General features: G+C 42.3%; 12 protein-coding genes. 1 reads left to right on the plus strand and 11 read right to left on the minus strand.

Annotated features, from left to right (window positions below):
- Positions 1–71: 71 nt before the first annotated feature.
- Together DABAL43B_RS04620 and DABAL43B_RS04625 are read right to left on the minus strand one after the other, a co-directional pair.
- Entirely contained in the window at positions 72–1,322 is a 1,251-nt protein-coding gene (locus DABAL43B_RS04620) for a S1 family peptidase (RefSeq protein WP_079691283.1), read from the minus strand.
- A 274-nt stretch (positions 1,323–1,596) separates the two neighbouring features.
- Positions 1,597–2,676 (minus strand): ATP-grasp domain-containing protein, encoded by a 1,080-nt coding sequence (locus DABAL43B_RS04625; RefSeq protein ID WP_227516770.1) that lies wholly within the window; start codon positions 2,674–2,676, stop codon positions 1,597–1,599.
- 394 nt (positions 2,677–3,070) lie between these two features.
- On the opposite strand from DABAL43B_RS04625, the gene DABAL43B_RS04630 reads away from it, so the two are divergent.
- On the plus strand, positions 3,071–4,315 hold the full coding sequence (locus DABAL43B_RS04630; protein ID WP_079691285.1) for a TerD family protein: 1,245 nt from the start codon (positions 3,071–3,073) through the stop codon (positions 4,313–4,315).
- A 117-nt stretch (positions 4,316–4,432) separates the two neighbouring features.
- On the opposite strand, the gene DABAL43B_RS04635 is transcribed toward DABAL43B_RS04630, so the two are convergent.
- The 9 genes from DABAL43B_RS04635 to DABAL43B_RS04675 all read right to left on the minus strand — a co-directional run bounded on the left by DABAL43B_RS04635 (position 4,433) and on the right by DABAL43B_RS04675 (position 15,440).
- Complete coding sequence (locus DABAL43B_RS04635; protein WP_079691286.1) at positions 4,433–5,116, minus strand: hypothetical protein; 684 nt, start codon at positions 5,114–5,116, stop codon at positions 4,433–4,435.
- A 117-nt stretch (positions 5,117–5,233) separates the two neighbouring features.
- Positions 5,234–5,842: a TerD family protein gene (locus tag DABAL43B_RS04640; RefSeq protein ID WP_079691287.1), complete on the minus strand. Its 609-nt coding sequence runs from the start codon at positions 5,840–5,842 to the stop codon at positions 5,234–5,236.
- 51 nt (positions 5,843–5,893) lie between these two features.
- Positions 5,894–6,646: a TIGR00266 family protein gene (locus DABAL43B_RS04645; RefSeq protein WP_079691288.1), complete on the minus strand. Its 753-nt coding sequence runs from the start codon at positions 6,644–6,646 to the stop codon at positions 5,894–5,896.
- 185 nt (positions 6,647–6,831) lie between these two features.
- Positions 6,832–7,407 carry a TerD family protein gene (locus DABAL43B_RS04650; protein ID WP_079691289.1) on the minus strand — a complete coding sequence of 192 codons (576 nt, stop codon included), beginning with the start codon at positions 7,405–7,407 and terminating at the stop codon, positions 6,832–6,834.
- Between the two features lie 503 nt (positions 7,408–7,910).
- The gene (locus DABAL43B_RS04655; RefSeq protein ID WP_079691290.1) at positions 7,911–8,975 is read right to left on the minus strand and encodes a DUF475 domain-containing protein; all 1,065 of its coding nucleotides are present in this window, start codon (positions 8,973–8,975) and stop codon (positions 7,911–7,913) included.
- A 262-nt stretch (positions 8,976–9,237) separates the two neighbouring features.
- A complete protein-coding gene (locus DABAL43B_RS04660; RefSeq protein WP_079691291.1) occupies positions 9,238–9,813 on the minus strand; it encodes a TerD family protein in 576 nt (191 codons plus the stop codon).
- Positions 9,814–10,042: 229 nt separating this feature from the next.
- Positions 10,043–12,364 (minus strand): bifunctional 23S rRNA (guanine(2069)-N(7))-methyltransferase RlmK/23S rRNA (guanine(2445)-N(2))-methyltransferase RlmL, encoded by a 2,322-nt coding sequence (gene rlmKL, locus DABAL43B_RS04665; protein ID WP_079691292.1) that lies wholly within the window; start codon positions 12,362–12,364, stop codon positions 10,043–10,045.
- A gap of 214 nt (positions 12,365–12,578) precedes the next feature.
- Positions 12,579–13,763: a mechanosensitive ion channel family protein gene (locus DABAL43B_RS04670; protein ID WP_227516740.1), complete on the minus strand. Its 1,185-nt coding sequence runs from the start codon at positions 13,761–13,763 to the stop codon at positions 12,579–12,581.
- 174 nt (positions 13,764–13,937) lie between these two features.
- Positions 13,938–15,440: a dihydrolipoyl dehydrogenase gene (locus tag DABAL43B_RS04675; RefSeq protein ID WP_079691294.1), complete on the minus strand. Its 1,503-nt coding sequence runs from the start codon at positions 15,438–15,440 to the stop codon at positions 13,938–13,940.
- Positions 15,441–15,543: the final 103 nt, after the last annotated feature.

Below are 15,543 nucleotides of genomic sequence, written 5' to 3' on the forward strand. Positions count from 1 at the left end.
GATAAAGTCGCTGTTCTCATATTATTTTAGGTGTTGTTATTATTGTTAGCAAAATTATTAACTAACAGCTACTAACCCTGACAGCCGACTAGCCATAGCGCCCCGCGGCTTTGCTTGCTGAGCTGTGGTGTCGATAATGGCACACTTGCAACCATTGAGGACGAGTTTTGACTATTAGTTAAATCAGTGAGGCTAATGCCGGCGCTGGTCAAGAGCGCAGATAATAACTGAAATTTCACGGCATAGTTCATATTTTGTGCATGTTCATGATTAAGGCTTGCCGTTACCATGCCGACAACTTCACCCGTTGGTAATAGCAGAGGACTGCCACTAGAGCCGGGTTGAATGGGCGCGGTAAATTGCATATAGCGAATATCATCGCCGCAGCCGGTCAGACCCGAAACGCAGCCTTGAGTTACCTGTAACTGACTGCTCACGCCAGATAGAGGAAATCCCAAGGTAGTCACGGTTTCGCCCAAGATATCCGCACACTGTTGCGCCAATGGTAGATAACTTGACAGCGGTTCGCTCACCCTAATAATCGCCGAGTCGCTACCGATATCGCTGAGCACTACTTGTGCCTCACGGTCAGGCTGTCCTTGCTGACGTATACCAATCATCGCGGCTGATTCAATCACGTGATAGCAGGTTAGCAGGTGATAAGCGTCTATGGCAAAGGCAGTGCCCGTCCATGTTTCACCGGCTTGTACTTGCCGAGGAGGGCGTGACTCGTTATTATTTTGTCCCTGCTGATTTTGTTGACGTTGGGCTTCTTGAATCAGTGCATGGGTATCTGGTGGACGGGTATCAAGGCTAACTTGCACTCGATGCTCCAAACTTACCAGCCCTTGGGTCGAGCTTTCACCAAGGGCACGACATTTAAACTGGCCGTTACGCTGGTATATCTCAAGCACGATAGCGGCTTTAACATGACGTTCCATCGCGGTAAAGTTATAACAGATAGCGCTGTTATTTAGGTTCAAGCTAACAGTATTTAGCTCGACCGCAGGCAAGTTGAGGCTTGGCTCTGCATAGACATAGACTATTAGTTGTAAAAAACGGACGCCTTGTGTGCCGAACAGCATCTGCAAATTTAGCTGCCATTCGCTCGGCGTGTCGGTATTATCAAGACGCGCCCATTCTTTAGGTTCATGAAGATAGGCTGGACTACAAGCAGCCTTACGCTGCTCATCTAAAGGTAGCCATATTAGCCCCAGCTGTTGACCAAATTTTAGCTGATTTGTAGTAGCAAAGGCGACTGAACATTGCGCTTGCTCGATAATTGTATTCGCGCCTAACACTAACGTCGTCTGTGCTGTCATCGCCCGGCCTCTAGTCAATATTATGCCATATTATAATAAGGTTTTTTAGTGGTTACTCTGGTGAGTAGTACTGTTGATATAGGCTTATAGTAACGGTTTTATAAACGGCGTGGGTCAGAATTTTCACGTCATCTAGCGATTCTATACGATGTGAAATGAGAAAATTTTAGGCATTATAGGTTTTTTGTCTTGATTACGATTGATAGTAATTAATGGTTCTATTTCATAACTTCATTCAACTCATTCCTTCATCTAATAGATTTATTCGATAAGTTTATTCTATAGATTGTTCTTCAATCTTTACACTCACCATAACTGAGCGTACCTGACAAGGTATAATCTGCTGAATGATGTCTGCTAGCTTAGGTTTATCAGTTAAGCCCAGCCAGTAGCCAAATCCTACTTGCGTTAAGTCCACACCACTATGGGTAGTGTAATCGATGCCACCAGAGGGGCGACTATTAATCTCAAGTGCACGGTGCTGACCGTCATCGTCGGCCTTGGTCTGTACGCTGACGATACCATCACAGCCAAATGCCTTAATGAGTGGAATGACCACATCCATGACCGATTGCTCGTAGCCAATATGCTGGATTTTCCCTGTTTTATAACGAGTGACGGCGGACAATACTTCACCGTATTCACACACCACATCGATAGAGTATTCTTGCCCTGCCAGATAAGGCATCAGTAGCATGGGGATAGGGCGCTCATGGACCATTTGACTGTTTGTATAGGCACTTATAAACTGAGCAGTACTGATTTTTTTCTCTTCAGTAAAGTATAAATGCTCAAAACTATCGTAGTGCTCACCAGTTTCTTTACTCGAATCAAGTCGCCAAAACCCTTGCGCAAAAATACCCGTGACCGGTTTGACACATAAGGGCTGATGACCATGTTTGGCAAGTAAGGCCTTGAGCTCAGAGGTATTATCAAAGCGCCAAGCATCTGCGACAGGGATATCGTGCTGATGACACTGCTGCATAAAGGCAAACTTATCATCTATCGATTCTAATGCGCCGACGCTGTTCGCACCTGTTAATAAGCGAATGCCGGCTGTGCTAAATACCTCACGATGGGCTTCATAATCAATACCATTGCGTCCCGTTAATAGTACTTTGACCTTATCTTGCTTAGCTTGTTCTAATACGAACTGCCAGCGCGGTATCGTTGCTGTAGGTAAAGTTGGCGGTTCAATGTCCAAATACTCATCGCTATCAGCGGCAGTATTAGAAGGTTCATAATAAATCTTATCCGCAAATTCAAAAATCTCCGGTCTATCGTGGCGGTGTGAAGCAATAATGGTAAAGGGCGTATTCGATTGGACTTTTAGTGCTTGTAGACTGGCTAGCATATCGCGCTGGCTTGACTGACCCTCAGCCAACCAAACCGCTGATGGATTAATTTGGCGGTTACTGGTGCTGGTATTCTCAGTTCCAGTTCCAGTTCCAGTTCCAGTTCCAGTTCCAGTGCCATTACTATTGCTATTATTATTGATTTGATTATCCATAATTCTCTCAGCGCGATCGTCAGTTATTAGTAAAAATATTTTTTTGATAATTCTTTCAATACTTTATATGACCGCCATTATATACAAATGCGACAAGATATAAATACTTGTCAGAAATATCGTTAATGGCGTAATAGGATTGTCTTAGCCACAGTACCGATTAAAAAATAGCCAATATCCATGCTACTATATGGCGACAGTCAACATAACAAATTATAATGAATCTTAAGGATAAATAATGAGCCAAACCTTGATTGCCGGAGCAAACGCACCGCTACCGAACGATAATATCAGTATCCGAATTATGAGCCAAAACTCTATCGATTGCGCAGCCTACCGCTTGACGACAGATGGTCGCGTGCGCGGTGACGGCGATATGATTTTTTATGGTCAGACTCGTAGTGATGATGGTAGTGTCAGCTTTCGTGGTCATGATAGCGACGGGTTTTTTGATATTAAGTTGCCCGCGCAATCTGCTACTATTGACAAGATTGCTCTAGCTTTTTCTAGCAGTCAAACTTTAGCGCAGCTGGGTGATGTTGATATCCAAGTCTTGCAAGGCAGTCAAGTGCTGCTGACTTGTCAGCTTAATGCTGCTGGTCGCAACGAAAAAGCCATTATCCTAGCAGAATGCTATCGTCGGCAGGGCAGTTGGAAATTTCGTTTTATCGCCCAAGGTTTTGAAGGCGGTCTTAAGCCGTTATCGGAGCATTTCGGCGTTGAAATTGCTGATGAGGCTCCGGCTCAAGCGTCGCCCGCTAATAATGCGTCTATCAATACGCAAAAGCCAGCGAGTACAGGGCAAGCTAGCAGTCCACCACCGATTCCTGCCAACTCTACTAGCCCTTCGATTAACTTAAGCAAAATCACCTTAACTAAAAATCAATCTAGTATTAACCTAACTAAGCGTGATGACTTTGGTAAAATCTCTGTCAATCTCAACTGGAATCAGCGTCCAGATACCAGCAAGCAAGCGCCTAAAAAAGGCTTGTTAGGCGATTTGTTTAAGCAACATAAGGCTGGCGGGATTGATCTTGATGTTGGCGCGATGATTCATCTTAAAAATGGTGAGAAAACACTCATTCAAGCATTGGGCAATCGCTTTGGTAGCCTAACCTCAGCGCCGTATGTGTGTTTGCGCGCAGATGATAGAACGGGGCAAACCAGTGGCGGCGAATGGCTGGATATCAATGGTCAACAGTGGTCGCAGATTGAAGAGGTCTTTATCTTTGCTTTCATTTATGAAGGCGCACCCAATTGGGCACAAACAGATGGCGTGGTCACTATTCATGTCCCTGAACAGCCACCGATTGAAACACGCCTGACAGAAGGTGCGGGTAATTTGCCCATGTGTGCCATTGCTCGTTTGGTCAATCAAAATGGTAGTATTAACGTTGAGCGTATTAACGAATACTTTAAAGGACACCAAGAGATGGATAAAGCCTTTAATTGGGGCTTTAGCTGGAAGCGTGGTAGTAAATAATTTTTTCGATATTAATGTCAAAATAAAGTAATTAAAAACCAAAAATCAGCCTCTCTATTACTAGTAATAGAGAGGCTGATTTTTTTAAGAATTATTGATTATTAGTGGTACTACTTGTTATGTTTGATTGTTCGAAGTGCTTTTATTTTCATACCTGTCCAACTGACTTTGTAATTGTGTGAGTTTTTTATTAATCATTTCACGGTTTTTTGCTGACTTTATCCAATTGGGCAGTCTTGAAGGCATGCTAGCATTACCAGCATCGGCTGTTCTTTCTCTTAAGGTTGCATTGATATAACTATGTAGTTCAGTTAGATGGCTCTGATTAAATGCCCAAATTTTACCAAATCGGCAGGGTACTTGTAAAAAAAGGGGCAGGCCAAAGTCACAGTCAATGGCTAACCTTGCATCATAACGTTGGTATTTATTTGATCTTTCTACTGGTACCGCATTAGTTTTACCACAACTTGGGCAGTCAATAGCGATAATAGAGGGTAAAACTTGTTTATACGAGGATACGATCTCTTCGTTAGCAGTTAGTCGTGTACCACAAAAACTACAGGGTCGATGTCCTATTAAATTACATTGACCTACCCAATCGGCTTGATCTTCATTTTTTGTTAATGATAATTGGCAGTGCTTACAGACAAATTTAGCAGACCAAACCTTGCGTTCGCTTTCTATTCTGTACTGATATTCATTTTCAATTTTACCTACAGTGTCACATTCGATACAGCATACTATACTTTGCTCGGCATAATACGTTAACCGATATCCGTTATCGATATGTCTTGCTTGCATAGCTATCTCACATTCTAAGCTTGTTTTATTCGTACTATAATAATTAAAAAAACAGCTTAACGAAAGCCGTTAAGCTGTTTATATTGGAAATAAGAAAGTCTAAAAATACATCAAAGATTAAGCATGCGGTGTAATAGCAGGCATCAAGTCATGAAAGGTACGACCTGAAGCGGTTTCACCTATCGCGTGCATTTTCCATTCATCATTATGACGATAAACTTTTGCCATAATCATCGCCGTATGAGTACCTTGTGACGATAGGTTATAACGCGCGACTTCACTATTATTATTGGCGTTAACGATACGGCAAAATGCATTCTCGACCGTCTCAAACGTCTGTCCGGTAAAGCTATTAACGGTAAATACCAATGACACTACACTAGCTGGCACTTTCGATAGGTCAACGTTGATCACTTCGTCATCGCCGTCGCCGTCACCAGTACGGTTATCACCAGTATGAAGGATGCTGCCATCTTTTGATTGCAATTGGTTAAACCAAATAGCGTCAACCGGCTGTTTGTTACTATCGAACATGATGCAAGAGGCATCTAAATCAATAGAATCGCCGCCGCTACCGCCGCCAAATAATTTACCTAAAAAACCACCTTTTTTATCTTGTGGACCTTGCGCAACATCCCAACCAAGACCTAGTTTTACTTGCGTAAGCGTACCGCCAGCTTCTTTGCTTAGGGATATTTTCTGACCTTTTTGTAAGCTAACTGCCATGTGACTGTCCTTATAATAGTTATTTAAAAATCATAGTTATTTAAAAAAGTGCTATAGAATATTGCCAAGTAATCCGCTATTGCCGCCGCGACCACCTGAGCTGGTGCCTAAGATGCTTTGTAGCCAACCTTGGTAGCTGTCACGATTACGCGAGCAAATAATAACTTTGCCCGTACCAGAGAAGTTTAAAACCATACCTTCGCCACTGGTAACAGAGTTGATGATATTGCCCATAAAGCCTTGTTTCTTACTGGTTGCGACCGATAGCTTGTATTCTAAGCGCGAGTCCCAGCACACCACATGACCATTATCAATGATGACATCTTTACCGGGTTCGACATCAATCTCGAACAATGAGCCAAAGCCTGATACCACCACTTGACCATTACCTTGAGTTTGCATCACCATAAAGCCGCCGGTGTCGCCAAATACAGCTCCGCCTAGATTGCGCTGAATCTTAGCTTTCACATCAACACCCGTTTGCGCTGCTACAAATGCGCCATCACTGAGTGTATATTGTTGTGAGCCAACATCGAGTATCTGCATATCACCATCGAGCGTTGGTGCAAGTAGACAATCACCTTCGCCATTCACAGCTTCAATTTGTTGCTGAAATAATGATTCGTCATTGGCAAAGCGCCGCATCAAGGATTGCATTAACCCCCCTTGCAGCTTACCTTTAAGCTCAAGGTTCGACTCCATCATCACCATGGCATTGGCTTCGCAATATATCGAATCACCTTTTTTAAGGTTGCAATGTAAAAAGGGTTCAATCGTACCGATTAAGCTAAATGTTGCGGCCATGGGGTGCAAATCCTTATTTTGATTCTTTAATATGTTTTGAATATGTTTTTTACATATAATTTCGATAGCCAATTAATTTTAAAGCCATCAAATGTGATAGTAGAGCACACTTGATAGCTTATTGGATACATTCAGTCGTCTGCTTGTATCCGTTTACTATAGGATATTTTTTAGCTCAATCAAACTTAGACATTGACGCCATAAGAAGCAGCTAATGGACCTAGACCGCCGCTAAAGCCTTGACCCACTGCGCGGAATTTCCAGTCACTACCATGACGGTATAATTCACCAAAAATCATGGCCGTTTCAGTGCTACCATCTTCTGATAAGTCATAACGGGCAATTTCAGCTGCGCCGTTGTCATTCACGACACGGATGTAAGCATCGCCAACTTGACCAAAGTTTTGGTTACGGGTCTGACCTTCATAAATGATGGCACATAAGGCAACTTTGCTAACGTCAGCTGGGATGCTCGCTAAATTGACTTTGATGGCTTCATCATCGCCGTCACCTTCGCCAGTACGGTTATCACCGGTATGCTCAACCGCGCCGTTGTCTGATTTTAAGTTATTGAAAAAGATAAAGTCTTGGTCATTACGGACTTTGCCAGATTCATCAACCAAGAAGCCGATAGCGTCTAAGTCAAAATCTTGACCGTCGGTCGCGCGTGGATCCCAGCCTAGACCGACGGTAATATTGGTTAAGCCTGGCGCTTCTTTTGATAAGTTTACGTTGCCGCCTTTCGTTAAGCTAATAGCCATATGAATGTCCTTTGGTTTATTAATTAAATGATTTTATTTTTTAATAGTATGAGAATTGAGCTCAAAAACAATATTACATGAATGCTAAGCCACGTCCTGCATATCGTTACGTTTTACTATACTAAGCAGATTGATAGTAAGCAAGGTGAATTTTGTGTGCTTACTAAGCAACATAAAAGCCTTGTATAGCAGATACTTTTTTAACACGCTAAGCTATAGTAAGTAAGGTATTGTTATTAAAAGCGAAGTGAGTTAATTATCAGCTGCTATAGATAAATGGTAGTGCGAAAAGCTTGAAGAGACTAAGAATGATTCTCTAACAGCTTTTTCTTAAGCGCCATTGATAATTTTAAAAGCTATTGGATAAAAGCGGTTTAATAAGAGCCATCTTAGAAAATAAAAACAGGTTACACCAATTGTTTGATATAACCTGTCATTACTACGATTTTCTACCAAAGCACTTTTTACTTAATTTGAAGTTATTACTAAAACTCAAACTAAGATTAAGTAATCGACTTTGCTTCTCGCTTACGATAATTAAGTGACGCAACGAATGCCCAGCCAATAAAGGTAATACCGATAAGGCCAGTGATAAGCTCTGGCACATGGAATTTTACTGACAATAGCATAATAATGGCTAAAGCCCCGATGGCATAATGAGCGCCATGCTCAAGATAGACATATTCATCAAGTGTGCCTTTATCTACCAAGAAGATAGTCATCGAACGTACAAACATCGCACCAATAGCAAGACCGAGCATAATGACGATAACGTCATTGGTAATCGCAAATGCACCAATCACCCCATCAAAACTGAATGAGGCATCAAGGACTTCTAGATATAAGAAACCGATAATACCACCTTTCATAATTGCGCTAGTTGCAGCACCAGTACTATTACCTTGAGCGTCTAGTTCTTCTTCAAGATCACCTTCAAGCATACCAGAAACCACTTGTACACCAAGGTAAACCAAGATACCCCATATTCCAGCGATTAAGACAGCAGCTGATTGAGCAGGATTGGCAAATGATACCGCAATCATCAACACGATAAGTGCGACAAAGACACTCATAGCATCGACTTTGCCTAATTTAGCCAAACGACTTTCAAGCCAATCAAACCAATGGACTTCTTTTTCATCAAAGATAAAGTTTAAGAATACCAGTAGCAAGAAGATACCACCGAACGCTGAGATTTCAGCATGATGCGCCAATAGTCTGGCGGAGTATTCTTTAGGATCGTTCAATGCCAAATCTATAACTTGCATCATACCAAGGTCGGCAGTCACGGCAACGATGACAATCGGGAATACCAAACGCATACCAAATACGGCGACTAAAATACCAACCGTTAAAAATATCTTTTTCCAAAATTCATCCCAGCCCTTAAGGACTGAGGCGTTGACCACTGCGTTATCAAACGATAACGAGATTTCCATGACGGCCAAAATAGCGGTAATGGATAAGGTGGTTATCATACCGCCCATACCGCCATGTGAATATCCCCACCATGCCGCGACCGCTAGGGCAATGGCTGTGAAGATAAAGTCTAAATAAAAATGTCTCATGACACATCCTGTCTGGTTGCGTAAAGCTAAGGTTGGACTGTTATAGGCACAATCCATAAAAAAAGCGGTTATTGCTAACCGCTTTTTATGCATAAATTTAAGAGAAACATAAAGCATTATTGGGCGTTTGGCTATCAATAATTACAACTATTTTGCAACTATTTGCAACTGTCTATAGCGTACTTTTAGTGGCCTCAAGCTAACGACTGTCGATCACCAATAAAATGCTTATCATTAGTTTTATGCTGGTCGTAATTTGGTATTAGATAACAACGCCATATTGCTGACACATTGCTTGCAAACCGCCTGAATAACCTTGACCAACCGCGCGGAATTTCCATTCAGCATTATGACGATAGACTTCACCAAACACCATCGCAGTCTCGACAGAGTAATCTTCTGCTAAGTCAAAACGCACCACTTCAGCACCTGTTTCTTCATTGACGACGCGAATAAAGGCATTAGCAACTTGACCGAAGTTTTGGCTACGAGCGGCAGCATCATGAATAGTCACGGTCACGACAATTTTATCAACGTCAGCTGGAACTTGAGTCAGGTTTACTTTAACGACTTCATCATCCCCATCGCCTTCGCCAGTACGGTTATCACCCGTATGCTCAACCGCGCCGTTGTCAGACTTAAGCTGATTATAGAAAATAAAATCATGGTCGCCGCGTACTTTGCCCGCGCTGCTGAGCAAGAAAACGCTAGCATCAAGATCGAACTCGGCACCAGAGGTTGCGCGCTCATCCCAGCCAAGACCGATAAGGAGCTTGGTTAGATTTGGGTCGGTTTTGGTGAGCGATAAATTACCGCCTTTATTCAATGATAAAGCCATGATATATCCTTGTTATTAGAGTAGGGTAAATTGCGATACTAAATATGTTTATTAGGTAGCGCTCTATCATAACAACAAAAAATGACCCAATCAAAGCCGATTGAGTCATTATTGTTTTAAAACGGTGATTGCTTTATTGACTAAAAAATAAGCGCTATCAAACTAAGTGCTTTTATAAAGGCAATTAAACAAATTATTCTCTAACTTATGCTTTTAGTCTGTAGCAAGCTTAACGATGACGAATCTCAAAGCTTTGATGAATCGGTTTTTTAACATCAAAATCGAAACCAATAGTTTTTTGGGTGATATCGATAATATCGTAGCGCTCGGTCAATTGTTCATCCAACTCAAAACGGGTAAAGTTATTAGAGAAGTATAAAACACCGTCCGCTGTCAAACGGTTCATCGCCCGATTAATAAGCGCGGTATGGTCGCGTTGAACATCAAAGGTACCTTGAAACTTTTTGGAGTTTGAAAAAGTTGGCGGATCAATAAAGATAATATCAAATTGCTCAGTATTGTCTTTAATCCACTCAAAGATATCGGCGGCAACGAATTGATATTTATTGCGACTGACATCTAGGCCGTTAAGCACAAAATTCTGCTTGCCCCAATCTAAATAGTTTTGTGATAAATCAACACTAGTGACTTTTTTAGCGCCAGCCAGTGCCGCGTGTACACTCGCTGTACAAGTATAGGCAAATAAGTTTAGTACGGCTTTGCCACGACTGTTGTCTTTAATGCGCGCACGCATATTACGATGGTCAATAAAGAGCCCAGTATCGAGATAGTCGGTAAAGTTGACATAGAAATACGCGCCATCTTCACGAGCAACATAAAACTTACCACGCTTTTCGGTATTACCTTGTTTGCTATATTGGTCATTACCTGATTGACGGGCGCGAGTCTTGATAAAGATTTGTTCACGGTTAATACCAAAGACTTCACGAATACCCATTAACGCCAGATTAAAGCGCTTTTTAGCGGTCTCAGGTGGAATGGTTTTTGGTGGCGCATATTCTTGCACGTGCACATAATCGCCATATAAATCGACAGCTACTTTGAAGTCGGGCAAATCAGCATTATAAACGCGTAAATTGCTCACATTGTCTTTTTTAGCCAGCTTCTTCAGTTTGCCAAGATTTTTTTGCAAGCGGTTGATAAAGTCTTGTCCTTCTTCTACTTCAATCTCACGCTTTTCAAAGCGACTAACAAGATTACCCGTTTGCCCAGCAATCAACGTTCCATAGCGGAAATAAACAGTGATAGCACCATTATGACAACGCAAGGTTTTTGGCTCTTTGATTGGCAGTATATCTACTTGTTCAACATTGGACGCTAATATACCAAGCATTGGATTGACATCACTACCCGCAAAGCTGTCTTGCAAAATAAGCCCAATCGCTTGGTACAAAGGTTTAATCATTTCTTCATCACCCAAACGCTCACCATAAGGTGGGTTGGTGATGATTAAAGGATTGCTCAATCGACCATCATCAACCAATGGTTTTAGGACGTTACTTAGTTGATCAAGGGCACGAGTTTCAATGTCTAGTAGCGGCAATAAGTCTTGCAGACCGGCGGCAATTATATTCTTTTCTGTGGCAATGATGGCGCCACTATCGGCATCGAATCCCAAGATGAGCGGCAAGGTATCTGGCTGCTCATTAGCAATCTCCAATGCTTCGCGGAAGCGTGTCTGTGCATCATCGATCATCTGTTGCCATAGTGCATCATCATGATGCTGCCATTGGTAAAAACCAAACTGATTGGCCGCTTTATCGATACCCACTGCATAATCGCAATGCATGAGTAGCGCTTCAATGATAAAGGTTCCTGAGCCACACATCGGGTCGATTAGCGCATTATAAAAAGGCGCATTACCAGCTTCGTTTTTCTTATGCCAGCCAGCGCTATAAAGTAGGGCCGCGGCTAAGTTTTCTTTTAACGGCGCTTCAGTCATCGCCACACGATAACCACGGCGATGCAAACTGGTGCCTGATAAATCTAGATATAGCTCAGCTTGCTTATCGTTGACTGTCGCAAACACAGAAAAATCTGGATTTTTACTGTCAACATTAGGACGGCTGTCATAAACTTCGTTAAAAGTATCGGCAATTGCATCTTTGATACGTAGCATGGCAAACTGCTGACTGACCGCAACACGTTTATCGACAGACAGACGGATGGCAAAGGTTTGCTCTAAGCTGAATTGTTCCGTCCAATTGACCGATTTTGCCAAACCATAAAGCTGCTCAGCCACATCGTATTCGGTGTTGATGTTTTTGCGTTTAATGAGCATCAATACGCGAGATGCTACACGCGACCAAAGGCAAATGGTATATAGATCACGCAATGTACCCGTAACCGCAAGACGGCCCGTACTTTTAATTTCGCTTGCCATACCAAAACTTGTTAGCTCAGTCTGTAGCGGTACTTCAAGCCCATCGGCACAGGTGATAATAAGGTCAAGCGACAATGCTTGTGAAGATGCTTGTGAAGATAGTTGCGAAGGTGCTATGGAAGAGGCGAGCGCGGTTGTTTCGGTCATACGGATACCTGTGGGCTAAATTGATAAATAATGCACATCATAAAATAAGATGTTTAACCGCTAATTTTACCATAATTCAATAGAATATGGTTTAAAGCGCTGATGTTTAAGATAACTAGGTGCAAAATGCTCATGTATAAAGCAGGGTGATTTACAAAAAATAGGCCTAGGAAATATGCTTAATAACATTACGGTATAAATGAGTCGCCAGCTATTAATCGCCATTAGTGAGCTTGGGTTTTTCTTCTACTAGCTGAGTAGTTGTCGCAAACGGCTTAGTGGCAATCGGATAATCAACGTCTTTTGGCATAAGTAGACGCATATGAGGGTAAGGAGTCGAGATATTAGCGGCATCAAAGGCGCGTTTGATATTCTCTCGTAAACCCTCTTTAATTTTTGGCATACGAGCAACCGCTGCTGGCTTGACCCAAAAGCGTACGATAAAAAATACGCCGTACTCTCCAATCTCTGCCACGGTCGCTGAAGTCTCAGGACGGTTAAGTACCACATCGCTATCAGTCAGCACTTGTAAAATCTCCTTGCGCGCGGTATCGATATCATCTTCAAAAGCAATGCGCATCTGGATATCAAAGCGTATAAAGTTTTTGGAGGTTAGATTAATGACCACAGAAGAGGCAACATTCGAATTAGGTATGATGACTGTAATATTGTCTCGAGTTAAGACATGGGTAGTGCGCAAAGCGATAACCACGACGCGACCTTCGTTGTCATTGATATTAACCCAATCACCCACTTGGAAAGACTGCTCAAGCAAAATAGTAATACCGGCAATAAAATTAGCAAGCGTTGATTGCGCAGCAAAACCCACCGCCAAACCGGCGATACCCAAACCTGCCACTAGCGAGACAATATCAAAACCAAATTGCGCCATGACGCTGGCAAGCCCCAACACTAAAAGTAGCACCGACAAGATATTTTTGAGTAGCTGCTCAATCGAGGCGTTCAGACCATAATGCTGCAGGACTTTATGAATAATTTGTCCAGATGATGTCCACAGCACGTAATATATCCCAGCCCACGTACTTGCTTTGGCAGTCGCCTTGATAGTATCTGGCTCAAAATTAAGCTGACTCATAATGGCAATAAAGCTGGTCACTATCCAAATATAACGCAGTATTGAGCGGACAATTTTTGCGCGGCGCTCATTAAGACGAATTCGAGATTTACTTTTTTTGAGAATATAAATAGCGAGCCAATAAAAAAATCCCAATACCGCAAGCAGTATTAGGATTTTGATACCAGTACTCACCAATTCTACCAATTTAGATGACCAGTCCAATGTCCCTTCATCGATAGAGCCTCCAATAGCAAGATAAAGGCTAGTATGTAAGTCGCGAACAATCTCTTGAAAGAAGTCAGTAATACTAGCGATTGCCATTGTCTCATCCATGCAAAGTCTGGTTCTAAATTGACTAAGTTCTAAATTAACTAGGTTGTAAAAACTCTAATTATAAATTAGCTCAAATCGTTGATACAAATCAAGTCTAAATCTGACTGGCATGAGCGATAATGAACATTAAGCATACTATTTATAGTACAGCTTAGTAGTCGATTAAGAGTTATCTTGCTGCGTGTCATTAGATTGGTAAGGTATCCTCATCATTTGCTGAACATCATGTAACGCGGTACGTAGACCTTCTAAAATAGTGGGGTGATAAAAAGGCATATCAAGCATGTCCTTGATACTTAAATCATTGGTAATAGCCATCGCTAAAATATGTCCGATATATTCCGCGTCAGGAGCAACCATGCTCGCGCCTAAGATTCTATCTGTTTTTTTGCAACCATAAATATGCAACAGACCACAGTTGACACCCATCACCCGGCTGCGGCCCTGATTGTCAAAGCTCACTTTTCCAATGACATACTCAAGCTCTGAATCTTCTTGGATTTCGGGTAAAGACATGCCGACATTAACGATTTGTGGCGAGCAAAATACGATCGAAAATGGCGTGGCTGGTGGACGAATATAGGCGTCTTTCTTGTTGTCGCAGACCATGCTACCGGCACTAAAACCTTCATCGCTCGCTACATGTAGTAGTGGAAGATTGGCATTGGCATCGCCAACGATATAGACTTCTAAGTCACCGATTTTACCGGTTCTTTTATCGAGCTGCTTTGGACGATTTTTCTCATCAAGCTCGACGCCGAGATTTTCAACGCCCAACTCATCTATATTATTGCGGCGACCTGTGGCGACCAATACATACTCACCTTGCCACTGCTGTGACGCGCCAGCACTATCTTCATAGTCAATAAATGCGGCTGCACTGGCTGCATTGTCCGCATTTGTTTGGCTACCAACATTGATGATCTTACTACCCAAATGCATGGTCAGTTCGCGACTTAAACAATCAATGGCTTTGTTATTTATATCATCATCTTTTAAACCAGCAACTCGTTTGACCTGATTAAATAGAGTAACGTCAACGCCTAAGCGTGTGAAGGCTTGAGCAAGCTCTAAACCGATGGCACCTGCGCCAACCACCGCCATTGATTTTGGTAAATCAGCAAGCTCAAAGACGGTATCTGAGGTGAGTAACGTTTTGCCAAGCTTCTTTGCCCAGTCATCTGGAATAAAGGTTGAGCTGCCAGTGGCGACGATAATTTTCTCTGCTTCAATCAACTCATCGTTGACTTCAATAAGCCCTTGCTTATTAATATGAGCACGTCCGGCTATTTTGTTGTTTTCAGGCCAGCTGTCCACTTGTTCTTTAATATAGTTGGCAAAATGACTGCGCTCAGCGCGAACGCGTTCCATGACCTGCTTGCCATCTATCTGAGCGCTGGCATGAACGCCAAACTCGCTAGAATGATTGGTATCGTAAGCACGGTCAGCCGCTGCAATGAGTAATTTACTCGGCATACAACCAATCTCAATACAAGTGGTTGTCCAGAATCCATCATTAATGATAAGGGCATCTTCTTTTATTTTTCTGGCTTGGCGAAAGGCATTCTGCCCAGCAGTGCCAGCACCAATAATCGCAACAGATACCTTGCGTGTCACTTTTTTATCATTACTATGATCAGATGCGCTATCAGGCTGTTTATTCATATTATTCTCAAATAAAAATGGTTTAATGATTGATTGGTGTTTTAGTGGTCGGCTCTATTTTGATGTCAATTTATTGATAGAATCCAACTTAAATAAAAAACTG

The sequence above is a fragment of the Psychrobacter sp. DAB_AL43B genome (genome assembly GCF_900168255.1).
Classification (GTDB): domain Bacteria; phylum Pseudomonadota; class Gammaproteobacteria; order Pseudomonadales; family Moraxellaceae; genus Psychrobacter.

Excerpts from the sequence above, each read along its gene's own strand:
- DABAL43B_RS04620 (WP_079691283.1), bottom strand. The coding sequence starts at position 1,322 with ATGACAGCACAGACGACGTTAGTGTTAGGCGCGAATACAATTATCGAG.
- DABAL43B_RS04625 (WP_227516770.1), bottom strand. The coding sequence starts at position 2,676 with ATGCTAGCCAGTCTACAAGCACTAAAAGTCCAATCGAATACGCCCTTT.
- DABAL43B_RS04630 (WP_079691285.1), top strand. The coding sequence starts at position 3,071 with ATGAGCCAAACCTTGATTGCCGGAGCAAACGCACCGCTACCGAACGAT.
- DABAL43B_RS04635 (WP_079691286.1), bottom strand. The coding sequence starts at position 5,116 with ATGCAAGCAAGACATATCGATAACGGATATCGGTTAACGTATTATGCC.
- DABAL43B_RS04640 (WP_079691287.1), bottom strand. The coding sequence starts at position 5,842 with ATGGCAGTTAGCTTACAAAAAGGTCAGAAAATATCCCTAAGCAAAGAA.
- DABAL43B_RS04645 (WP_079691288.1), bottom strand. The coding sequence starts at position 6,646 with ATGGCCGCAACATTTAGCTTAATCGGTACGATTGAACCCTTTTTACAT.
- DABAL43B_RS04650 (WP_079691289.1), bottom strand. The coding sequence starts at position 7,407 with ATGGCTATTAGCTTAACGAAAGGCGGCAACGTAAACTTATCAAAAGAA.
- DABAL43B_RS04655 (WP_079691290.1), bottom strand. The coding sequence starts at position 8,975 with ATGAGACATTTTTATTTAGACTTTATCTTCACAGCCATTGCCCTAGCG.
- DABAL43B_RS04660 (WP_079691291.1), bottom strand. The coding sequence starts at position 9,813 with ATGGCTTTATCATTGAATAAAGGCGGTAATTTATCGCTCACCAAAACC.
- rlmKL (WP_079691292.1), bottom strand. The coding sequence starts at position 12,364 with ATGACCGAAACAACCGCGCTCGCCTCTTCCATAGCACCTTCGCAACTA.
- DABAL43B_RS04670 (WP_227516740.1), bottom strand. The coding sequence starts at position 13,763 with ATGGCAATCGCTAGTATTACTGACTTCTTTCAAGAGATTGTTCGCGAC.
- DABAL43B_RS04675 (WP_079691294.1), bottom strand. The coding sequence starts at position 15,440 with ATGAATAAACAGCCTGATAGCGCATCTGATCATAGTAATGATAAAAAA.